The organism is Brevibacillus panacihumi (assembly GCF_003710985.1).
Taxonomy (GTDB): domain Bacteria; phylum Bacillota; class Bacilli; order Brevibacillales; family Brevibacillaceae; genus Brevibacillus; species Brevibacillus panacihumi.
Genome location: NZ_RHHT01000027.1, coordinates 37,218 through 59,642 on the forward strand (window position 1 = coordinate 37,218; position 22,425 = coordinate 59,642).

21 protein-coding genes are annotated in these 22,425 nt (G+C 53.6%); 15 read left to right on the plus strand and 6 right to left on the minus strand.

The features are described 5' to 3' along the window. Positions 1–22: 22 nt before the first annotated feature. The 5 genes from EDM58_RS12675 to purU all read left to right on the plus strand — a co-directional run bounded on the left by EDM58_RS12675 (position 23) and on the right by purU (position 4,822). The gene (locus EDM58_RS12675) at positions 23–1,213 is read left to right on the plus strand and encodes an HlyD family secretion protein (RefSeq protein ID WP_122913660.1); all 1,191 of its coding nucleotides are present in this window, start codon (positions 23–25) and stop codon (positions 1,211–1,213) included. Further along, entirely contained in the window at positions 1,210–1,980 is a 771-nt protein-coding gene (locus EDM58_RS12680) for an ABC transporter ATP-binding protein (RefSeq protein ID WP_122913661.1), read from the plus strand. Before EDM58_RS12675 ends, EDM58_RS12680 begins: the two co-directional genes overlap by 4 nt. After that, a complete protein-coding gene (locus EDM58_RS12685) occupies positions 1,977–3,116 on the plus strand; it encodes an ABC transporter permease (RefSeq protein ID WP_023558438.1) in 1,140 nt (379 codons plus the stop codon). Before EDM58_RS12680 ends, EDM58_RS12685 begins: the two co-directional genes overlap by 4 nt. 15 nt (positions 3,117–3,131) lie before the next feature. Further along, positions 3,132–3,806 carry a TetR/AcrR family transcriptional regulator gene (locus EDM58_RS12690; RefSeq protein WP_023558437.1) on the plus strand — a complete coding sequence of 225 codons (675 nt, stop codon included), beginning with the start codon at positions 3,132–3,134 and terminating at the stop codon, positions 3,804–3,806. A gap of 119 nt (positions 3,807–3,925) precedes the next feature. Continuing rightward, on the plus strand, positions 3,926–4,822 hold the full coding sequence (gene purU / locus EDM58_RS12695) for a formyltetrahydrofolate deformylase (protein WP_122913662.1): 897 nt from the start codon (positions 3,926–3,928) through the stop codon (positions 4,820–4,822). Positions 4,823–4,895: 73 nt separating this feature from the next. Here purU and EDM58_RS12700 read toward each other — a convergent pair whose 3' ends face one another. Next, positions 4,896–5,786: a LysR family transcriptional regulator gene (locus EDM58_RS12700; protein WP_122913663.1), complete on the minus strand. Its 891-nt coding sequence runs from the start codon at positions 5,784–5,786 to the stop codon at positions 4,896–4,898. A gap of 121 nt (positions 5,787–5,907) precedes the next feature. Here EDM58_RS12700 and EDM58_RS12705 point away from each other — a divergent pair, with 121 nt between their 5' ends. Further along, positions 5,908–7,134, plus strand: coding sequence for an MFS transporter (locus EDM58_RS12705; protein ID WP_122913664.1), 1,227 nt, complete (start codon positions 5,908–5,910; stop codon positions 7,132–7,134). Here EDM58_RS12705 and EDM58_RS12710 read toward each other — a convergent pair. The 3 genes from EDM58_RS12710 to EDM58_RS12720 form a co-directional block, all read right to left on the minus strand. Then, positions 7,112–7,789, minus strand: a complete 678-nt coding sequence (locus EDM58_RS12710; protein WP_122913665.1) for an alpha/beta hydrolase — start codon at positions 7,787–7,789, stop codon at positions 7,112–7,114. The genes EDM58_RS12705 and EDM58_RS12710 overlap by 23 nt on opposite strands. 150 nt (positions 7,790–7,939) lie before the next feature. After that, positions 7,940–8,596: a CoA transferase subunit B gene (locus EDM58_RS12715; RefSeq protein ID WP_122913666.1), complete on the minus strand. Its 657-nt coding sequence runs from the start codon at positions 8,594–8,596 to the stop codon at positions 7,940–7,942. A gap of 39 nt (positions 8,597–8,635) precedes the next feature. Further along, positions 8,636–9,328 (minus strand): CoA transferase subunit A, encoded by a 693-nt coding sequence (locus EDM58_RS12720; protein WP_122913667.1) that lies wholly within the window; start codon positions 9,326–9,328, stop codon positions 8,636–8,638. A 286-nt stretch (positions 9,329–9,614) separates the two neighbouring features. Here EDM58_RS12720 and EDM58_RS12725 point away from each other — a divergent pair, with 286 nt between their 5' ends. The 5 genes from EDM58_RS12725 (at position 9,615) to EDM58_RS12745 (ending at position 16,234) form a co-directional block, all read left to right on the plus strand. Beyond that, complete coding sequence (locus tag EDM58_RS12725) at positions 9,615–10,853, plus strand: efflux RND transporter periplasmic adaptor subunit (RefSeq protein WP_122913668.1); 1,239 nt, start codon at positions 9,615–9,617, stop codon at positions 10,851–10,853. Beyond that, positions 10,846–14,118, plus strand: a complete 3,273-nt coding sequence (locus EDM58_RS12730) for an efflux RND transporter permease subunit (RefSeq protein ID WP_122913669.1) — start codon at positions 10,846–10,848, stop codon at positions 14,116–14,118. The genes EDM58_RS12725 and EDM58_RS12730 overlap by 8 nt, the downstream gene beginning before the upstream one ends. Before the next feature lie 49 nt (positions 14,119–14,167). Next, positions 14,168–14,665, plus strand: a complete 498-nt coding sequence (locus EDM58_RS12735; protein WP_122913670.1) for a VanZ family protein — start codon at positions 14,168–14,170, stop codon at positions 14,663–14,665. A gap of 146 nt (positions 14,666–14,811) precedes the next feature. Further along, on the plus strand, positions 14,812–15,225 hold the full coding sequence (locus EDM58_RS12740; protein ID WP_122913671.1) for a S1 RNA-binding domain-containing protein: 414 nt from the start codon (positions 14,812–14,814) through the stop codon (positions 15,223–15,225). 157 nt (positions 15,226–15,382) lie between these two features. Further along, on the plus strand, positions 15,383–16,234 hold the full coding sequence (locus EDM58_RS12745; RefSeq protein WP_122913793.1) for an alpha/beta hydrolase family protein: 852 nt from the start codon (positions 15,383–15,385) through the stop codon (positions 16,232–16,234). Here the strand turns inward: EDM58_RS12745 and EDM58_RS12750 are convergent. Further along, entirely contained in the window at positions 16,191–18,017 is a 1,827-nt protein-coding gene (locus EDM58_RS12750) for a sensor histidine kinase (RefSeq protein WP_122913672.1), read from the minus strand. The two genes, EDM58_RS12745 and EDM58_RS12750, sit on opposite strands and share 44 nt — an antisense overlap. A 6-nt stretch (positions 18,018–18,023) precedes the next feature. Beyond that, positions 18,024–19,031, minus strand: a complete 1,008-nt coding sequence (locus EDM58_RS12755) for a BMP family ABC transporter substrate-binding protein (RefSeq protein WP_122913673.1) — start codon at positions 19,029–19,031, stop codon at positions 18,024–18,026. 189 nt (positions 19,032–19,220) lie between these two features. Between EDM58_RS12755 and EDM58_RS25710 the strand changes: the two genes are divergently transcribed. From EDM58_RS25710 to ald, 4 genes are all read left to right on the plus strand, one after another. Then, positions 19,221–19,388 carry a hypothetical protein gene (locus EDM58_RS25710; protein WP_183187498.1) on the plus strand — a complete coding sequence of 56 codons (168 nt, stop codon included), beginning with the start codon at positions 19,221–19,223 and terminating at the stop codon, positions 19,386–19,388. A 90-nt stretch (positions 19,389–19,478) separates the two neighbouring features. Further along, on the plus strand, positions 19,479–19,832 hold the full coding sequence (locus EDM58_RS12760) for a response regulator (protein ID WP_122913674.1): 354 nt from the start codon (positions 19,479–19,481) through the stop codon (positions 19,830–19,832). A 135-nt stretch (positions 19,833–19,967) separates the two neighbouring features. Beyond that, a complete protein-coding gene (locus EDM58_RS12765) occupies positions 19,968–21,161 on the plus strand; it encodes a PucR family transcriptional regulator (protein ID WP_425455620.1) in 1,194 nt (397 codons plus the stop codon). Positions 21,162–21,289: 128 nt separating this feature from the next. Further along, positions 21,290–22,414: an alanine dehydrogenase gene (gene ald, locus EDM58_RS12770; protein WP_122913676.1), complete on the plus strand. Its 1,125-nt coding sequence runs from the start codon at positions 21,290–21,292 to the stop codon at positions 22,412–22,414. Positions 22,415–22,425 lie beyond the last annotated feature (11 nt).

Consider the following 22,425-nt stretch of genomic DNA (forward strand, 5'->3'; position numbering starts at 1 on the left):
ATTTTAGCGATGAGGTGGCTTTATGAGACGTCTTCTTTTCTCCTTGTTGATTTTCATTCTGCTTATGGCGTTATCAGGCTGCACCTGGCTGCAGACGAAGGAAACGGCCTTGTCAGGAACGATCGAAGCAGATGAGTGGCCGATTGTAGCTGAAGTCGGCGGATTGGTAACGAAGGTTGCGGCAGAGGAAGGAACACATGTCACCAAAGGGCAACTGCTGGCTCAGATCGATCCGCGTGTATACGAGCATCAGGCGGCTGAAGCAAAGGCCTTGTTGGATCAATCGACGGCAAAATGGGAGGAAGCCAAGGCCGGTTCCCGCAACGCTTCGATCCAAAAAGGCATCGCGGCAGTCCAACAGGCAGACGCCAATCTCCAGGTTGCCAAGGCAAGAAAAAAACAGGCTGATGCCGGGATATCCCGGGCACAGGAGCAACTGGAACAAGTGAGGGCGCAGTGGAAGGGGGCAGAACAGACCCTCGCCTTCCAGCAAAACCGTTTGCATGAGGCAACTGCTCTGTTTGAAAAAGGGGCGATCTCCAAGAAGGATTTAGAAACACAACAGGAAGCGGTCAGCCAGGCGCGTACACAGGTGGCTCAGCTGGCCGCACAGGCTGCCTCCGCCGAAGCCCAGTACGAATCGGCCAAAGGAGAAGCCGCTGCCGCCGTAGCGCAGACCGAGACTGCGTCAGCGCAGCAGGCAGGAGCTGTCGCAGATTTGGACCTGTTGCAGGAGGGCAGCACAGGCTATGCCATTCGTGCGCTGCTGGCAGCTCAGCAGCAGGCGCAGGCCAAGCTGGATCAAGCTGAATTGCAGCTGGAAAAGACGAAAATCACAGCGCCAGCCGACGGCATCCTGCTGCGATCTTCTGTTACTGAAGGGGAAGTGGCGAAAGTAGGAGCCAATCTGTTCGCAATGATGAAAGCAGATAAGCTCAAGTTGAAGGTGTACATCCCGGAGGACAGGCTGAACCGCGTGAGCAAGGGGCAGCAGGTTGGAATCCAAGTGGACGCCTATCCGGGCGAGACGTTTATTGGGACCATCACCCATATTGCGGAAAAGGCTGAATTTACGCCAAAAAACGTGCAGACTCCCGATGAACGGACGAAGCTGGTCTTTGCCGTTACGATTACCATCACGGAAGGACTGGATAAACTCAAGGCGGGCATGCCGGCCGACGTGCTTTTGCCTGACGAGGGGGGAGAAGAATGACAGTCGCCATTCAATGTGAGCAATTGACCAAACGCTTCGGGCAGCGAGTCGCGGTCAACAGCTTGACCCTCTCCGTGCCAAAAGGCTCGATCTACGGGTTTTTGGGGCCAAATGGCTCGGGCAAGTCGACTACGATCCGGATGCTGTGCGGCCTGTTGACGCCGACCTCGGGTACCGGTACCGTGCTTGGATATGACGTGATGACGCAAAGCGAGGAGATCAAACAAAGGATTGGCTATATGTCGCAGAAGTTCAGCCTGTACGAGGATCTTACGGTAGAAGAAAACCTGGACTTTTACGCAGGAGTCTATCAGCTTGGCTCCTCGCAGCGAAAACAGCGCAAAGCCGAGTTGATCGAGATGGCAGGCCTGAAGGGCAGGGAAAAGCAGCTTGCCGGCTCCTTGTCCGGCGGCTGGAAGCAGCGTCTGGCTCTCTCCTGCGCGCTGCTGCACAATCCGGAGCTGCTGATTCTCGATGAGCCGACAGCAGGAGTAGACCCGGTCTCCAGAAGGATTTTCTGGGACGTCATTCATGAGCTGGCGAAGCAGGGGATTACCGTTCTCGTCACCACGCACTACATGGACGAGGCCCAGACCTGCGATTGGATCGGCTTCATCTTTTTCGGCAATCTGCTGGCACAGGGTACGCCGCAAGAGCTCATCGACGGCATGGAAGTCGGGAACCTGGAGGATGTGTTCATCGAGCTGGTAAAACGGGAGGAAGAACGGCTTGCCAAAGCTGGCGCCGGGGAGGGCGGTGTCCGATGAAGCGTTTTGTCTGGGAGCGCTACTGGTCCGTAGTCAAAAAAGAAGTGATTCAGATCAAGCGGGACCGTCCCAGCCTGGCGATTGCGCTGGTCATGCCCCTGATGATGCTGTTTTTATTCGGCTATGCCGTCAATACGGACGTCAACGACATCAAGATGGTGGTATGGAATCAAAGTCCCTCCGCCGAAAGCCGGGAGTTGATCGACCAATTCGTCAATACCCGTGTCTTCGAGGTCATTGCCCAGGAGAGTGGCTACAAGGCAATTGAAGCGATGCTAGATGACGGCAGCGCCAATGTCGCGCTGGTGATCCCGCCTGACTACACACGCAAAAGAGACCGCAACGAATCAGCCGCCATACAGCTGCTGATTGACGGCTCGGATCCGAATATTGCGCGAACTGCGTTATCCAATGCACAGCTGATTGTGCAAAACCGCTCCATCGCCCTGCAGGAGAAGCTCCTGCAAAAACAGGGAATGGGGGAGATCAAGCCTCCGATGGAACTGAACACCCGCGTGTTGTTTAACCCCAACATGGAAAGCATTGTATTCAACATTCCCGGCTTGATCGGGTTGATCATGCAAAATGTAACCATGATTCTGACCGCCTTTTCGCTTGTACGGGAAAAGGAGAGGGGAACCATGGAGCAGTTGATCGTAACTCCGATTCGTCCACTCGAGCTGATGCTGGGCAAGATTACGCCGTATGTAGGCGTCGGGCTTTTTTCCTTCTGCCTCGTCCTCTTGGTCGGCACGTACTGGTTTGGGGTGCCTGTCAAAGGAAGCGTCCCGCTGTTGGTCAGCCTGTCGATTCTCTTTCTGATGACTACGTTGATCCTGGGCATTTTCATCTCCACCGTAGCGAAGACGCAGCTTCAAGCCATGCAGATCGCATTTGCCTTTATTCTTCCCAGCGTTCTGTTGTCCGGCTTCATGTTCCCGCGCGATTCGATGCCGTACGTGATACAATGGTTGGGAGGCTTTGTCCCGTTAACCTACTTTTTAGCGATTTTGCGGGGAATCTTTTTAAAAGGGGTCGATCTGGCTTCGCTTTGGAAGGATACGTTGGGGATGGGGATTTTTTGTCTGTTCATCCTGATCGTCGCAATGCTGCGTTTCCGCAAGAAGATCGAATAAGGAGCGTAAAAGAAAATGAACAAGCCATCCTTTGAAGAGGGCCTGTTGCAATATGTGGAGGAACTCAAGGACGAAAGCGAGATGACCGAGAAGCAGAAAAGCATTTTGCGCGCATCCATCAAGCTGTTTGCGGAGAAGGGGTTTCACGCGAGCTCAACGGCTGAGATCGCCAAGGAAGCAGGGGTAGCGGAAGGGACGATCTTTCGCCACTACAAGTCGAAAAAGGACATTCTGCTTGCCGTTGTAGCTCCTGTTTTGGTGAAGTTCGCTGCGCCGTTTATTTTGAAGGACATCCGCGAGATTTTCAAAGAGCAGGCTGAAAAGCCATTCAAGGAAGTGACGACAGAGCTTTTCCGGAATCGCCTGAATCTGGTCTTGCAAAACGAAAAGACGATCCGTATCCTGCTGCAGGAAGCTTTTTTTCACGATGAAATCCGGGAGGCCTTGATCGCGACTGTCTTCAAAGATGCCAAGGAGATGGTCTATAAGCTGATCGAAGCAAAAATGGACGCGGGCGAGCTGCGGCGTTTGCCTTCGCAAGCCGTTTTTCGCGCAGTTTTGCATTCAATGATCGGCCTGGTCATGTTCAGGCAGGTGCTGGACCCGGATGAATTTGCCGAGTACAGCGACGAGGAGCAGATCGCCTATACGGTGGACATTTTGATGAACGGGATCGGAAGTAGAGAGTAAATATTTTATCAATCAATAATCATTTATCGTTCTTCAAAAGGTTTGGGTATGGAAAGATCAATAGGACATGATATAATTGCAGACAACTTTTGCCTAAGAATCATGGAGGAGAAGAAATCATGCATCGTTTGTCAGAGAGAGAATGGTTAGCGTACAAACAAAAAAACAAGGACCGTGCGCGGATGTTGATTTCCTGCGAAGACAGAGCGGGGATCGTGGCGGCGGTATCCAACTTTTTATTTGCCCAAGGCGCCAACATCGTCCAGTCGGACCAATATACAACAGACCCGGAGACTGGCCGCTTTTTCATGCGCATCGAGTTTGATCTGGTCAATCTGGCGGATCGTCTCGAATCGCTGAAGGATGCGTTCTGGCCGGTAGCGGAGAACTACGGGATGGAATGGTCCCTGGTCGAAGCGAAGAATCGCAAAAAGGTCGCGATCTTCGTCTCCAAGGAAGATCACTGTCTCCTGGAGCTGCTGTGGCGCTGGAAATCCGGCGAGCTGCACGCAGACATCTCCGTCGTAGTCAGCAATCACCCCGATATGAAAGAGACGGTAGAGTCGTTCGGAATTCCATACCGCCATATCCCGGTGACCAAAGAGAACAAGGCGCAGGCCGAAGAAGAACAGCTGGCAGCCGCGCAGGGTGTGGACCTGATCATCCTGGCGCGCTACATGCAGATTCTGTCGCCGCGCTTTTTGGACGACTATGCGATGCGCATCATCAACATCCATCACTCGTTCCTGCCAGCGTTCGTGGGTGCGAAGCCGTATGAACAGGCGTACCGCCGCGGCGTGAAGCTGATCGGTGCGACAGCCCACTACGTCACGGAAGAGCTGGATGCAGGGCCGATCATCGAGCAGGACGTTCAGCGCGTTTCTCACCAGGAGGATGTCGAGACGCTCAAACAGCTTGGGCGCCAGGTAGAGCGCACCGTACTGGCCCGCGCTGTCGGCTGGCATCTGGAAGACCGCGTGCTTGTCTACGGGAACAAAACGATTGTGTTTCCATAACCATAGGTAAGTCGGCAAGAAGATGAAAAAGGATGCCTGTCCGCGCTGTTTTGCGGTACGGAGCATCCTTTTTTCAATCCATCGTTTTCTCCAGCATCATCAGAAAACGGGTAACGGCAGGGAGTGGCGTGTCGCCATCGTCACGCTGGCACAGATAGACGGGCCGCTTGATCTCAATCTGCGGGAGATAGACTCGTCCCACTTCGCCGCGTGCTACCAGCTCCTTGACAGCCGGCTCGGGGGCGAGCATCGTGCCGTAGCCCGCTCGTACGGATTGGATCGACTCGACCAGCCCGTGGTATTGAAGCCCTACCTTGGGAGGTTGAACGCCGTGCTCCCGGCAGAGGGCGAAAAGCCGTTCTCTGGTCGAACTGCCCTTTTCTCTCAGCAAAAAAGGCTCCTGAACCAGCTCTCCCAACGTTACTTCACGGCCGGCGAAGGGATGGGCCGGGGGGACGATAAACCAATAAAAGACGTCTGTCATGTGCTGGAGCCGAATCGGGCGATCATCCCAGGATTCATTGGTGATGATGGCCAGGTCTGCCTGACAGCGCAACAGCCGTTCGATGGATTGCTGGGAGTTGCCGGAGCGCATCTCGACCTCCACATGCTCATAACGGGTTTTGTAAGCGGCGAGCCAGGCTGGCAAGAGATAGTGGGCAGGCAGGAAGGTGGAAGCGATCCGCAATTTTCCGATCGATCCTTCTTTGACCTGCGCTACTTGCGCTTCCAGTTCCTTTTCCCAATCGAAAATGCGGCGGGCTTTTTCATAGAGGAAACGTCCTTCATGCGTCAGTGCAATGCCTCGTCCCTGTGCTGAGACCAAGGTCAGACCCAATTCCTGCTCCAGCTTTCGGATCTGGGCGGTCACGGCTGGTTGACTGATCGCCAAGGCTTGAGCGGCTTGTGTGACGCTTTCGGCAGATGCGACTTGTACGAATATACGCAGAGCGTGAAGATTCATGCCCTCTCTCCATTCATCAATTTTATTTATGAGTAAGACAGGAAGATGTATTGGAATTTATACCTGCTTCTCTGTACTGTAAACCATGAATACGGGCGAAGCAAAGGAGAAGAACCTGGACATGCCAAAATATGACGAAAAGAAACAGGTTGTGGCAGTCGCGCTGGTGACAGCCCTTTGTCTGTTGGGAGATTCCATGCTGTATATCGTCTTGCCGCTCTATTGGCAGGAAGCAGGGCTGACCTCCTTGTTTGAAGTGGGGATTCTGCTTTCGGCAAATCGGCTTGTGCGCATTCCGCTGGGGCCGCTGATCGGGAAATGGTATGAGCGTTCAGGTGTGCGCACCGGACTGGTAATCGCGGTCGCCCTTGCTTTGGTGACGACAGCAGGCTACGCCCTGCATGGGTTTTGGATTTGGCTGGTCATGCGCTGCCTGTGGGGGATTGCCTGGACGTTTTTGCGGCTGGGTGCCTATTCGCTGATTATCGCTGTCTCGCAGGAGCAGAATCGGGGCCAGTTGATGGGTCTGTACAACGGTTTGTATCGTCTGGGAAGCCTTGGGGGGATGGTAGCGGGGGCATTGCTGGTCGCATCGATCGGATTGCAATACACATCCTTGTTATTTGCAGGACTTGTCCTGCCTGCGCTGATTCTGATCTTCGCCTGCATACGGCCGCAGTCCTGTACAGAGGGAAGGGAGCTCCTCGGACGTATGGAGGCGAAAACCTCGTTGTGGAGCAAAGAAGGCGTCCTGGTCACGCTGCTGACAGGCCTTTTGATCGCGATGGTGTATCAAGGCGTGTTCGCCTCGACGCTCAGCAGATTGATCGAGCTGCGCCAACCTCTGACGACGATCGGGGGGATCGCGGTCGGTGCAGCAGTGATGGCCAGCATCTTTCAAGGAGTGCGCTGGGGCTGGGAGCCGTGGGCAGCACCCTGGTTCGGACGTCTCTCTGACACCTATGGGAGAAAGCGCATGCTGGTCGCGACGATGCTGATCGCCGCTATCCTGTTTGGCATGATCTACGCGCCTGTATCCTTTGGCTGGTTGATGGTTGTGCTGCTCGGCATCCAATGGACGGCGACGGTGCTGACGACGCTGACCGATACGTGGGCAGCCGACGTAGCTGCAAGGCAGGCAAACAGCACCGCCATGATGACCCACTACTCGGTTGTCACGGATGTAGGGGCTGCGCTTGGACCGCTGCTTGCCTTTTGGCTGGATGAAAGCTTCGGCTTGGGGTTGCTTTATCTGGGAGTGGCTCTCGTCATGCTGCTGCTTGCGCTGATGTGGCTGCGCATCCGGGAGAGCCGGACGCCTGCCGTCAGGATGGACAATGCTTCCTGATGGTAGCGATGACCTCCTCGATCGCTTCTTCCTTTTCAGGGCCGTGCAAAAGCATGTGATTGGAATGCTCGAACCAGTTGATCTGGGTCGTCTTCGTACCTACCCGGTCGGCGAGCAGTTTTGCGCTGACGGCGTGCACCGTATCGTCTTGCTTGGCCTGAAAAAGGACGTAGGGAACGGAAACCTGCGGCAGCAAGGACTTGGTCTCGGAGAGCAGGAGACGGAACTGGAACATGCTGCGGACCGGAATTCTTCCAATGCCGTGCAGATAGCGGCGCCAATGGGTTTGGAAATCGGTGCGCAAATAGCGCATCGCTTGTTTGACATCCCAGTATTTGTAAGGCGTGTTTAACGTAATCAGCAATTTGACGGGATAGGTAGTAGCGATGTGAAAAGAAAGCAATCCTCCCATCGAAAAGCCGATCACCACGATGGTGTCAGCTCGCATGGAGAGGCGTTTGTAGGCCTCGTCGGCAGAGCGAATCCAGTCCTGACGGTTGCTTTTGGCCAAATGACGCCGGCTCGCTCCATGCCCTTCGAGTGTCGGGCATTCCACCTCGTATCCGACTTCACGCAGACGTTGGGCGAGAGGGAGGACGTCGTTGATATCTCCTGCAAATCCGTGGATAATGAGACAACCGACTTTTCCGGACATCTTGCGTCTCCTTTCTTTATCTAGGGAAATCTGGGAATGTACATCCTGTATTATAGTACGAATGAAGAAGTCCATGCGATTCAGCGGTGCAAAAAAAGAAAGCTGACTCATCCGCAGAGATGAAGTCAGCTTTCTTTTTGTATGGCAGCATTACAATCCAATGGTTTTCAAAGTCGGAGAAACAATCAGCTTGGGCTGCGTGCAGGCCTGGATATCCTCAGCCGTATAGCCTTCCGCCACTTCCAGCAGGACGAGGCCTTCCGGGGTGACATCCATGACGGCGCGATCCGTAATGATCCGGTTCACAACGCCTTTTCCGGTCAAGGGAAGAGCGCATTCGTTGAGAATTTTGGTTTCGCCGTGTTTGTTGACATGGTCCATGATGACGACGATTTTCTTCGCACCATGCACCAGGTCCATAGCACCGCCCATGCCCTTGATCATTTTCCCGGGAATCATCCAGTTGGCGAGATCCCCTTTTTCCGATACTTCCATCGCACCCAGAATCGCCAGGTCGATGTGTCCGCCGCGGATCATGGCGAACGACTCTGCGCTGGAGAAGTAAGCAGCGCCTGGAATCGCCGTCACCGTTTCCTTGCCGGCGTTGATCAAATCCGGGTCGATTTCATCTTCGGTCGGATAAGGACCGATTCCCAGCAATCCATTCTCGGATTGAAGCACCACGGTTTTTCCTTCCGGGATGTAGTTGGCGACCAGAGTTGGCATACCGATCCCTAAGTTTACATAGAAGCCATCCTCCACCTCCTGGGCGGCACGCATGGCGATTTGTTCACGAGTCAGCGACATCTTTATTTCCTCCCTTGAGTGATTTGCCTGGATTCTAGCTTAGGAGCGGACTGTGCGGCGCTCGATCCGTTTTTCAAACGATGGTGCCTGGATCAGGCGCTGCACATAGACGCTTGGCGTGTGGATCTGATCGGGATCCAGTTCTCCGGTCTCGACGATCTCTTCCACTTCCACGATGGTGATTTTGCCAGCGGCAGCCATCATCGGGTTGAAGTTGCGTGCTGTTTTGCGGAAGACGAGGTTCCCCATCTTATCCGCTTTCCAGGCCTTGATCAAAGCAAAATCACCGGTAATGCCATGTTCGAGCAGATACTCCTTGCCGTTGAACGTACGCGTTTCTCTGCCTTCCGCTACCGGAGTCCCTACGCCTGCAGGGGTATAGAAGGCGGGAATGCCGGCACCGCCTGCACGAATACGCTCAGCGAGGGTGCCTTGCGGGGTCAGTTCCACTTCCAGTTCGCCGGAGAGGAATTGGCGCTCAAACTCCTTGTTTTCACCGACGTAGGAGGAAACCATTTTCTTGATTTGCTTTTCGCGCAGCAAGAGTCCGAGTCCCCAATCATCGACACCGCAGTTGTTGGAGACAACAGTCAGATTTTTCACGCCTTTGTCGCGCAAGGCGATAATCAGATTCTCGGGAATCCCTACCAGACCAAATCCGCCCACGAGCAGCGTGGCGCCATCATGAATATCGGCCACGATGTCCGAGTACGAAGTATACAATTTTGCCATGACGATCACTCCCACCTAAAAAAGATGATAAAACATGAATCGTGTAAGCGCTGACATCCTGCTTAACAGCAACTACACTCTTATTTCCCTATTGCCTTGATTATAGCCTGCATGAGTTACAAAAGAGTGACAGATTTGAACCTATAAAAAATAATAAAAAATGACAGAAAAATGATACAACTCTATAAAGATTCTGTAAAATATATTTTGTCATTTATTTTTTTCATATAGGAACATTACCAGGCAACTGGAAGGGAGCCATGAAGATGGCACGGGGGTTGAGAAGGTGAAAAAATGGATCAGTCTGTCGCTTGCGGCCCTGTTCCTGATGGGCTGCCAGAAGCTGGAGAGAGAGATTGAGCAGCTCAAGCGAGTGGAAGAAGAGCATGTAATGAAAGTAAAAACCGTGAATGCGTACCAGGTCATGCCAAACGCAAACGGCGTCATGCTGGAGGTCTCCGGCGTATTGAAGCCGCGGCAGGAGCTGTCCTTATCCTTTGGCACCTCGGGCAGAATAGCCAGCATTCAGGTGCAAAAAGGGAGTCTGGTCAAGGAGGGACAAACCTTGGCTACCCTGGACGGAGGAGTGTGGCAGCAGGAAGTGAGCGCAGCCATGGGGCAGGTGGCCAGTGCCAATGTTCGACGCAATCAGGCGATGCAAGGACCGAAAAGCCACGAGGTTGAGACGCAGAAGCTGAAAGTGGAAAAGGCAAAGCAGGTAGCAGCCAAGGCGGAAGAAGATCATCGACAAGCCAAGCTGCTCTATGACAACGGCGCGATCTCCAAGGATGAGCTGGATCGGGTCGCTCTGGCGGAAAAACAGGCCAATCTGAGCTTGCAGGAGGCGCAGGTGGCTTACAGCGAACTGCTGCAGGGCGCTGATCAGCTCGATGTGGAGGCGGCCAATGCGAGCCTGCAACAGGCTAACGTCCAGTTGAATCGAGCCAGACAAGAAGCTTCGGAGGCGGTCATGAAGGCGCCATTTGCCGGAGTAGTGGCTGCGATATCGCAAGCCGAAGCCGAGCAGACAGGTCCTGGCAGCGAGGTGATCCGTCTGGTGGATACGTCCCAATGGCTGGTTGATTTGCAGGTGGAAAGCGAGCAGATCGCAAGCTGGCAACAGGGGGCGGCAGTGACTGTCAAATCCGCTGACGGTACGCAAGCGCAGGGAACGGTTACGTTCGTTTCTCCTGTCATAGATGAAAAAACCGGAGCCTACCCAGTCGAGGTGACGATTGCGGGCAGTGATGTGAATTGGAGGGGCGGCATGACCGTGACCTGTGCATATCCGCTGCAGGCCGACCATTCTCTGCTGGTTCCTGTCAATAGCGTAGGCGTTTCGGATGAGGGATACTACGTGATGAAAATCAACGAGCTGGTGGTCAAAAAGACGCCTGTCAAAGTCGGAGCGATTCACGGTGCCCACTATGAAATTTTGGAGGGCTTGGAACAAGGAGATACCATTTTGGCATCAGGGCTTTCCTATGTAGTGGACGGCGAGGTGGTGAGGGTGGAAGATGAATAATCGGACATTTTCCTCGACATACCCTACGATTGCCCGCTTGCTGGCTGTCATCTGCCTGTTGCTCACCATCGGCGCGCTCTTTCGCATGGACATCCGGAGCTTTTCGGACCTGCCTGTGCCGGAGTATGAGATTCGGCTTGCTGCTCCCGGGCTGAATCCGCTCCAGGTAGATCAGAACGTCACCATGCCTGTCGAAGCTGCGGTCCGTTCTCTGGGGCAGGCCGACAAGATCCGTTCAGAGTCGCGTCAGGGCGTGGCTGTGGTGGTCGTCGAAGCATCGGAAAGACTCGGGACCGACTATCGGGAACGATTGGAAGAAAAGCTGAGTGAAGCAGCCAAGACGCTGCCTGTACGGGAGTGGAGCGTCAATCAGGAAGACCTGGCGGACAACCGCATCGGACATCTTCTCCTGCGCGGCGCGGATGTGCAAACGCTGGCTGACGTAGCAGAGTACACCGTCTACGCCAAGCTGATCAATCTGCCTGGAGTGGCCCGCGTCGATCTGGATGATCAGGTGGCCCGTCAGCAGGTGGACATTTTGTTTCGTCCATCCATGCTGCAAGCATATGGCCTGACTCCTGCAGATGTGCTGAACCAATTGTCCGGCGATGTGTCTGCGGATCAGGTCGGCTCCATAGGCAGAGGGACAGAGCGGATCACTGTCCAGTGGTACAGCCAGACGGACGGGCCTTTCGGATTGGGAAAACAGATGATCGCAACACAAAAGGGATATGTCTCCTTGAAGACGCTGGCGGAGATTCGCGATCTGCGCGGCAGCAAGGGCGATCAAGTCGCCGTCTACCGGGGCGAACCGGCCTTGGGGATCACGCTTTACGCAGCAGATTCCGCACAGGCTCCGGCTGTGCGCGCCCAGATGCTGCAGGCGATAGCGGAGTTGAATGAAGCGGGGGCAGGTCTTTACCAAATCGATCTGGTGGAAGACTACGCCAAACCGCTGGTCGATACGATCTGGCAAATGACGTGGCTGGTAATCCTGGCTGCAGCATTCGTGGCGGTCGTGCTAGGCTGGATGCAAAAAAGCAAAACGGCAGCCATCCTCTTGTTCGCTTCCGTCGTACTCGCGACAGGCACGTTGCTCGGGGGGATGTGGCTGGTCGGCTTGCCGCTCAGCTTATCGACGATCGGGCCAGTTTGTCTTTTTGGCATCCTGTCCATCGGAGCAGGCTCCGCCCTTTTTTCCAGGCTGCATCAATTGAGGCAATGGACGACTTTCCACTGCCTGCAAGCTGCCTGGCACCTGCAAAAAACGATGCTGTTAACCATTGTCATCCTGACAGCGTGCTGGTTTGGCGTCATGCTGACGGATTTCATCGAGGCGAAGGACCGGACCGTTCTGGTGGATGCCTGGCCGATTTTGATCCTGGGGACGCTCTCCTTGCTGATCGTATACGGGTTTATCGTACCGGTACTGGGCGGAGCGTGGAAGACGGAGCGCCACCGGGAGCAGACAGTTCTCCCGGAGGAACAGCCCGCAGCGAAAAAAAAGCCCAATCCTGTCCTCCGCGGTTGGGAGACCTTGGTCAAAAGAGGGTATTTGCCATACGGCATCACACTGGTCGTCTCTTTGCTCGTCAGCTTCCTTTTCCATACCTTTGTACTGGTCGATCCTTATACGAAGACGACGACAGATGAGAAGAAGCTGACCCTGGAGATGGTGCAGGGAAGTACCGTCGATGAGGCGATTCGTGCAGCCCAGATCGCGGAGGAACGCCTGCGCGGGGTTGCCGAGGTGCGTGACGTGTTCACGCTGGCTTCGCGGGATCGGCTCGACTTCACCCTCAAGCTGCAGGACCATATTGATTGGAACCGCTCCCTCACTGAGCTGGAAAAGGAGCTGGACCGGCAATTGCGGGGTATTCCCGGGACTGATCCGTTTTCCTTTATCGTAAACGATCGAGTGCGGTCCCGTCTGGAATTTACGGTAAAAGGACCCTCTATCCAGATCGGAGAAACCATCGCCAATGCTATTCTCGAACAGATGAAGCGGGTGACGACGCGAGATGAGAAAGGGAGAGAGGTCATAACGGATGAGCGTATCGGGGAGAAAACGACCGGCATCTATCTCGATCTCTACCCGAAAGCCGACATGCTGACCCGTTACCGTGTGACGGAAGCCGAAATCAGGCGGCAGGTGGAGGGTTACCTGGGTGAGCAAAAAATCGGGAACGCCCAGTGGAATGGAAAAGAGGTCTCGATCCAGGCGCGTTTTCCCGATCAGTGGATGGATCATCCGGATCAGGTAAAGAACTTGCTCATACGGACACCGGAGGGCGCAGTTCGATTGGCCGATCTGGCAGATTGGTCGTACGGACAGCCGCCGCCGGTATACTCGCGGGAGGATGGTTTGTACGTCTTCAAGATCAGCAGCGCCGTCTCCGATGTCATGCGCATCGACACCATGTCGTATGCCTTGCCGTACCGTTTGAAAAAGGACATGACGATCCCCGAGGGGTATACGATACTCAATGCCGATGAGGTGGAGAAGCTGGACAAGGAAATGGCGGGCAAAAAGGACACCGTGGGACGAATCCTGGCCATCGGCTCTCTCGCTGTCTGCGTCTTGCTGGCGAGTCTGTTGCTGCGGGGCAGAACTAGGGATGGATGGATTGCCTTGGCCTTGCTGCCGCTGTTGTCAGGCGGTGTCATCCTCGGCTTGCTGGTCATGGATCGCCCGATGAACGTCCTGGGCTTCTACGGATTGGCTGCCGCGGCGGCCATCATGCTTCATCAAACTTTGGTTCACCTGGATCAACTGATTGCTCTTCGCACCAGATCTGCAGAGATCTGGGAGGAGCTGCAGACGGGGACATCCCGTGTCGCTGGGAGCCAAGCGGCTGTGTTTGCCGGGATCATTCTCGTTTCTCTCCCTTTGGCCGGGGGCTGGGTCGCAGACGGAGGCTTCATTTCGTCCTTCACCAGCAGTCTGCTGTTCGGTGCGGCAGTAGCGGTATTTGGCGTTCTCGTACTGGTGCCCGGGATGCAGTTCGCAGCCGAGCGGAAGCAGGCCGTCGCTTCAGAGTGGACGCTGCCAGACACCATTCGCCTGCTGCAAGCCGCTTGGGAGAACGGCCGCATTCGCCGCCAGGACAAGAAGGAAGCGATTCGACGACTGAAAAAAGCGCGTAAAGAAGCAATGCAGGAGCAGGGAAACCCTCAGCTCCGCACCCGAGCGAAGGGAGAGCTGTCCGAAGAAGACTTTCTTCCGCTTGCCCCCGCTTCCCATCCCGAGAAATTTCAGGCATAATGCTTTCAGACAACATGGATCAATCGGGGATAGAGATGGGGGGTACAAGATGCGCAGATTCGGGTTTCTTCTGCACTGTCTGCTGCTGGCGGCTGTCCTGATTGGCTTGTTCATTTCTTCCTCTCAGCCCTATGCCGATCAGGACATGCGCGGGACGATCTCCAAGGTCGTAGATGAAAAAAACTGGGAAGCGCGTTTTCAGGATATAACCTTGCAGTACAGCGGGCGTGAGGTCAGCATCGAAGAGAAGGGAACAGCGGGCTTTATCGAATTTTTTCTGCGAAAAGGCGTTCATTTTGCCACATTTGCCTTTCTGGCTTATTGCTGGTACCGCGTATTGCGATATCGCCTTGCTTTCTCAGCTGCTTTGCCGTGGAGCGCCTTCCTCAGTCTGCTGGTGGCCGTCCTGGATGAATGGCATCAGACATTTACTCCCGATCGTGTGGGGGTAGTTCAGGATGTGCTGCTCGATTTGTCCGGCTCCTTGACAATGCTGGCCTGTATTTGTCTTGCCAATTTGTGGGCAAAAGCGCGAGCAAAGTCATAAAATGGAGCGGGAATCCCCATTCTAGAATGTACGGATTGACAAATAGGCTTTTCAGTATTTCATTTTCTCTGTTATACTAAGGTAATGAGGCTTCTAGAAAAAAGACCTCACCATTTTTTGGAAATAATAAAAGGAGTGCAAACTGGATGGCAGTACAAGTGGGAAGCATCATCGAGGGAAAAGTGACAGCAATTAAACCGTTTGGGATGTTTGTAGCAGTCAGCGAAACGGAGCAGGGTCTGGTCCACATTTCCCAAGTAGCAAACGGTTTTGTAAAGGACATTAACGATCACTTTTCCGTGGGAGCACAAGTGAAAGTAAAAGTACTCTCGATTGATGATGCAGGTAAAATCTCGCTTTCGGTTCGCGCCGCACTCCCAGCGCCTGAGCGTCCGGAACGAGAAGAGCGTCGTGGTGGTGGGTATCGTGGTGGCGACCGCGGAGGGAACCCTAGACGGGATAGCGCGGCATCCTTTGAGGATAAGTTGAAAAAATGGATGAAGCACAGCGAAGAAAACCTCGCGACCATCAACAAAAAGAACGCAAAACGCGGCTACTAAGCCTTGTTATAACGAAAAAGATAAGGGCGGGGACCTTCCCCGTCCTTTTTCTTTTCCGTATTTTTCAGAGTGATTGGCGAAGTTCAGCAGCGGATACTAGGCTTGTCATCTGGTGAAAGAGAAGGGGGAGAGGACTTTGAACATACAAGGCGCGCAGATGCAGGGAGTAAGCATAGACAGAGCGGATTCTGTAGTTCCCGGCGTCGCGCTGTACACGGTCACCTATAGCAGTCAGGGGCTACGGGTCAAAGCAGCATTGGCTGTACCGGAGCAACAGCTGGCAGAAGCAGACAGAGAAGGCCGCCAATTGCCCGCTCTGCTCTACTGCCGCGGCGGGATACGCGGGGTAGGCCAGGTACGCCCCGAACGGATCAGCCAGATGGCGGCATTCGGATACGTTATCCTCGCACCGCATTACCGGGGAAATGAGGGTGGAGAGGGCAGAGATGAATTTGGCGGTGCAGATCGCCATGATGTATACGCCGCCTATGAGGTGCTGCGGCAATTGCCTTGTGTGGACCGGGAGCGGATCAGCGCCTACGGCTTTTCGCGCGGTGCGATGATGGCCTTGTTTGCCGCGATGGAATGCCGCGATCTCTTGTCCGTCGTGGTGTGGGGAGGCGTCAGCGATCTCTTTTTGACCTATGAGGAACGAGTAGACCTGCGGAGAATGCTGCGCAGGATCGTGGGTCATCCGCGCAAACAGGCGGAGGCCTATCGGGACAGAACGCCCTTGTACCGAGTCGCGGAGATTTCTTGTCCGGTCCTGATCATTCACGGGACCGCGGACGAAAATGTCGGCGTGGAGCATGCCAGACGTCTGGCCCATGCCCTGCAGCAGCATGACAAGCCCTATGAAATATGGCTGGCAGACAAGGCCAGCCACTTGTTCAAGGGAGAAGAGCTGGAGAGCTATACACGTCGCATGTTTGCCTGGCTGGATGCTGTCGGCGGCAGGGCCAGCGCTAGGAATCCAGATTGTTTGGATGCAGCGGCAAAGAGATCGTGATTTCCGTCCCTTGTCCTTTTTTGCTCTGGATGTTCAGCTCTCCGCCGTGATTTTCCACCATCCGGCGAGAGATCGGGAGTCCAAGACCTGTCCCTTCGTCCTTGAGTGAGAAGAACGGGTCAAATATCCGGACCAGGAATTCGGGGGAGATGCCTTCCCCGGTATCCTTGACGGTGATGTGGACGCATGTCTCATCCATTTGGCTTTCGATGGTGAGCAGACCGCCTCCCGTCATAGCCTCGATGCTGTTTTTCATCAGATTGAGCAGGATTTGCTTGAACTGCTCCACATCGACATGAATACGGGTATCCGGTTCGCAACGGTTGACAATTTGTATGCCGTGCAGCAAAGCCTCTGCCTGCATCAGCGGAAGGAGCGAATCCAGAACCTCGGACAGCTTGACCTCCCGATAGTTCGGCAGGGATGGCTTGGACAGCATCAGCAGCTCTGTAACGATCCGATTGACCCGCTCGATCTCCTGCAGAATCAACGGAATATAGTATCGTTCGCGCTCCTGATCGGACAGCCCTTGTTCGAGCAATTGGATAAAGCCGTAAATGACGGTCAGCGGATTGCGTATCTCATGCGCCGCTCCAGCCGCCAACTGGCCGACCATTGCCAGCTTTTCGGATTGATTGAGGTACTCCTGGACCTTTTCCTGTTCGGTAATATCCAGGAAGGCGATCATGCAGCCTGTTTCCCTGGGCTGATGCTGGTGGTGCAGGGGGACGCGTGATACCAGTGCTGTAAAAGGCGTGCCATCCTGCTTGAACAACGTCATTTTCTGATTGACGAACCAGGAGCCCTCTCCTTCCTCGCTCAACGATTTCCCTGATCCTTCCGTAACCGGGTACCCCTGCTCGTCCAACTGAATCAGATTTTTCGCCAGCTCGTTGACGTGGATTTCAGCAGTAGGGGAGGGATGCGTAATAATGCCGACCGGCAGGGAATTGAGGATTTGCTCCCGCAGATTTTTCTCCTCTGTCAGCACCAGCCGTTGTTCTTTGTCCTGTTCAAAAAGGGTGGCGATGTTGAGAGACATCTTGTTGAACTCGTTTGCCAATTCGCGAAACTCATCCTGCCCCGTGTAGACGATCTGCTGTCCGAACGTGCCTTTCGATACGTCCCGCACCTGCTGGACCAGCGAATGGATCGGGCGCAGCAGCTCCCTTCTGAAGTAGATCGTGCAAAACGATCCGAACAGAATGGAAGCGATGGATACGGAGTACGTCAGGATGAGAGAGACCTCGATGCTTTCTGTTGTTTGCTGAAACTCTTTGTTGGTCTGGTAATCCAGTTGATTGAGCGAAAAGGAAAGGTTCCGCTCCAGCTGATCGATAAGCGGCTGCACCTCATGCTTGAGAACGTAGCTGACGGCTGTGACATTGTCCGCTTTCAATAAAGGATTGACCTTGTTCATGAACAAAAAATCCAGCTTGCGAATCGAGTCGATAGTCGTGAACAAGCTGCTGTTCATTTCGGTTGGGGTGACGGACTCAAAACGGGAGCTGTCGATCAAGTTGGTGTAATACGTGTCGAGGTAGGTAGGGTCACCCGTAGCCGTATACATTTTCAAGGCGTATGACTTTTCGTAAACCTGATTTTTCACTTCGAGAAGAGCGCTGGTTTGCGGCAGCAGCGTCTGTGTCAGATACATTTCATCGGCTGTCACTTTTGTCATTTGGTAACTGAACAGAGATGTGACGATGCCGATCAGCAGCATCATGACGAGATAACTGAGCATCATTTTTTTCTGAAAACCCAGATTGCGGATGAACAACATGGTTGATTATCCTCCAAGCGGATCAGGTGACGTGATAAGTGCATTCAGTACCTGATTGATTTCCTCGCGAATTTCTTGGGGAACCATTGGGCCAAAGGGACTGAGATGGTTGACGCCTTCGGACAGGCCGAACTTGACGGTGCCATGCGGAAGTTTCCCCTGAACGAATTGGTCCATGATCAAACGATAGCATTGCCCGACGTCCTGGATCAGGGAGGTAAGTACATAATCAGGCGCGATGTAGTGTTGATCTGCGATGTACCCGATGGAATAGACCCCGGAGCGTTGCGCTTCCGTAATCACTTCCAGGTTGATGCTGTCGCCAGTGGTGTATACGACATCGACCCCAGCGGCAATCATCTCGCGTGTGATCTCCACTGCTTTTTCGATGTCGTTGAAATCACGCACATACCCCACCGAGACGGCAACATTCGGGTTTGCCTTTCTTGCCCCTTCACGAAACCCTTCCAATTGCATCATCTCAGGCGGTTTATTGACGACGATGTAGCCGATGTTGCGTGATTTGCTCATTTTTGCAGCCAGATAACCCACGAGATAACCCGCAGGCTTCATATCATAGCGAATCGCAGTCTGATTTTCATATCTCGCTTCCCCATTAAAGGAAACAAATCGAGTCTGCGGATAGTTTGCCGCTACTTTGGTAAAAGCTTCTGAAAAGATCACCCCGTGACCGAAAACCAGATCGTATCCGTTGGCAGCGAATTTTTTGGCGACCTCCTCGATCTCTGCGGGCTTCACGTTGTTGGCGATGTCGAGCGAAAATCCCATTTTCTTTTGGAGCTCCTGCAAGCTCTCCAGCGCACTGCTGTTCCAGCCCTGGTCGTAGGTAGGGCCTTCGAGCAGAAGCGCAACACGGATTTGATTGGATTTCTTGCTATGATTGTGGATGGAATCCAATTGATGCATGCTGATCAGAAACTGACTGGTAACGAGGATGAGCAACCCGATGATAAAGCCGGTAAAGAGTGCGGGAAATGACCGCAGCTTGGGCATCCATCATACCTCCTAATTTGAGCGTGAGTAATGGCCCAAAAATAATACCTTCGACTTATTTCTACATTATCCTGCTGGAAATTTGAAGAAATTGGTCCAAAAAGTGCGATCGAATGACAGACACTCCCCGGGGGCAGGCTATGGTAGAATGCACCTCTTCAAAATAACCCAAGGAGGCATGAAAAACCAATGGAAAAAGAACAAGAAAAAGAAATGACCGAGCTTCCGCAGGTTCACATCCCAGATGAATTCACCCAGGTAACGGGCCCTGAAATCGGCATTTCAACCCCTCATCCTGACCCGTCCAGTCACCCGAATGCCATATACGGGTGGGGCGACGCGGATTTTCGCGAGTAGTTCGACAAAAGTTGTCAATTTCTCTCGTGGACAAGCTGCTCATTTTTTTGTAAAAGTTAAGAGAAAAGATGAGCGAGGAGATGGGACAGCTTGGCCCGTTTGCTGATTGTTGACGATGCTGTATTTATGCGGAAGATGCTGTGTGACATGGTTGCTGGTCATCATGAGGTTTGCGGAGAGGCCAGCGATGGCATAGACGCCATAGAGAAGTACAAGGAATTAAAGCCCGATATCGTGACGATGGATATTACCATGCCTCATATGCACGGGATTGAAGCCATGCGCCAAATCCTGGAGTATGACAGCAATGCCAAGGTGCTGATCTGCTCTGCCATCGGCCATCGCCAGAAGGTGCTGGAGGCGATGAAGACAGGGGCAAGCGATTTTGTCGTCAAGCCGTTTCAAAAAGAGCAGATTCTGGATGCCATCACACGCTTGGTATAAAGAGAATCATGACCGCCGCTTCGTGGAGAAGAGGCGGTTTTTTGGTATAATGGAAGAACACGTAAATCTGCACGGCAAAGAGGTGAAAATGTGTCTTCTCAACCCCGTTACTTTCAACAGTACCCGCATGCGGATATGGATGAGCTGGCTGATTTGATCGCAGAACTTGTACAAAATCCGATTACGATAGAAGATTCGGATCACAAACTGATTGCATACAGCTCTCATGGCGACAGTACCGACCCTGCCAGATGGTCTACGATTATGGGGCGCAGGGTGCCGGAGAAGGTGTTGACGCGCTTGTGGAAGGATGGCGTTTTTCAGGAATTGTTGACGCAGGATGATCCGGTGCATATCCCGGCCAAGGAGGATATCGGGTTGGGCAAGCGGGTCGCAATCGCGATCAAGCGGAGCAATGACGTACTGGGGTATATCTGGGCACAGGAAGTCAACAGGCCGTTGACGTCAGAGGATGATGAAATCCTGCGGCAGGCAGCCAAAGCGGCCGTCTCCAGGTTGATTCAGAGACAAGGGAAGCGCAAGGCAGAGGAGCAGCGGCGTACCGAGTTTTTATGGGAATTGCTGCTGGGCAATCACTCGAGCGAAGCTGCCATTAGACAGAAGGCGGAGAATTTGCAGATGCAAATGCCTGCGACGTACCTGATCTGCATCGTCGAAGCGGCGGGAGCAAGGCTGGACCAATATCTGTATCCCTTATTGATGCGCGACAAGCTGTACTGGGTCGTAGACGGCGCGCAAATCATTCTTCTGATCGGCCGTTCAGACGCGAAGAAGGACGAGTGGGACGGGTTGGTGAAAAAAGTGGAGCAGTTTCTCGCAGACTCGCTCAGCAAGCTCGTTACGCACGCTAGCGAAGGAAAGGTTATCGCGGGCTATGGACGAGCATACAGCGGCGGATACGCCCAGATTGTGAAAAGCTACAAGGAAGCGCTCCACGCAGTCAAGGTGAAAAAGCTGTTCCCGCGAGAGACGGAAGGCATCCACGGGTATCATCAATTGGGCATCTACCGCTATCTGTTGCAGTTGAAAAAATGGGAGGAAGAAGAGGGCTACCACAATGAGCGCCTGGATAAATTGAAACAGTATGATCGCGACAACCAGACCGCCATGCTGGAAACCCTGGAAACCTTTTTGGATGCTGCCGGCAAAATGAATGTCACGGCTCAATTGCTGCATGTCCATACCAATACTCTGGGCTATCGGCTGCGCAGGATCGAGGAGATCATGGGGATCGATCTGGAGAATATGAATCAGCGCGCCGCCCTGTATCTGGAACTGAAAATGGCCAAGATAAATCGCGAACAGTAGTTCGTTTGTGAATATACACAAAATGCGGAATGTGAAGATTAAGGGAATCGCCAAGGAAAAAAAGGTGAAAGACACTGTAAAATGGTAATAATCTTTTATAACGGCAATTTGAAGGAGGACTACCTGTCATGATCGTCGGAGTACCGAAGGAAATCAAAAACAATGAAAATCGCGTTGCCATCACACCGGCAGGGGTTGCAGCTTTCGTACAAAGTGGACATTCCGTGCGCATTGAAAATAACGCAGGATTGGGAAGCGGTTTCACCAACGAAGATTATGCAGCTCAAGGCGCCCAAATCGTAGACAGCGCTGCAGAAGCATGGGCAGCAGACATGGTCATGAAAGTGAAAGAACCCCTTCCATCCGAATATGCCTACTTCAAAGAAGATATGATTCTCTTTACCTACCTTCACCTGGCTCCAGAACCTGAACTGACCCGCGCACTGATGGACAAGAAAGTGATTGCCATCGCCTATGAAACCATCCAACTCGACAACGGCGCGCTTCCGTTGCTCATGCCGATGTCCGAAGTGGCTGGCCGCATGTCCGTTCAAATCGGAGCGCAATTCCTGGAAAAGCAATACGGCGGCAAAGGCGTGCTGCTCGGCGGCGTACCTGGTGTGCCAAAAGGCGAAGTCGTCATCCTGGGTGGCGGTATTGTCGGTTATAACGCAGCGAAAATGGCGGTTGGCCTGGGAGCCAATGTGACCATACTCGATGTCAACGCAGATCGTTTGCGCCAACTGGAGGATCTGTTCCAGGGCCGCGTACAGACATTAATCTCAAACTCCTTCAACATCGCCAGCGCGGTGAAAAAGGCTGATTTGCTCGTAGCCGCTGTCCTGATTCCGGGAGCGCGCGCACCTCGCCTCGTCACAGAGGAAATGGTGAAAACCATGACTCCAGGCTCTGTCATCGTAGACGTTGCGATCGACCAGGGAGGATCCGTGGAGACGATCGACCGCATCACGACACATGACAATCCGACCTATGAAAAACACGGCGTTCTCCATTACGCTGTCGCCAACATGCCGGGAGCCGTAGCACGCACATCGACACTGGCTCTGACCAATGTCACCATCCCGTATGCTGTGCAGCTTGCCAACAAAGGCTATGCCCAAGCAATCCGCGACAACCGTCCGCTGGCCAAAGGCGTCAACGTCATTGACGGCAAAGTGACCTACAAGGCGGTTGCAGATGCACATAATCTGCCGTACGCTCCTATTGAAGAAGTTTTGCTGGTGAAAAACTAAAGCGATGATAA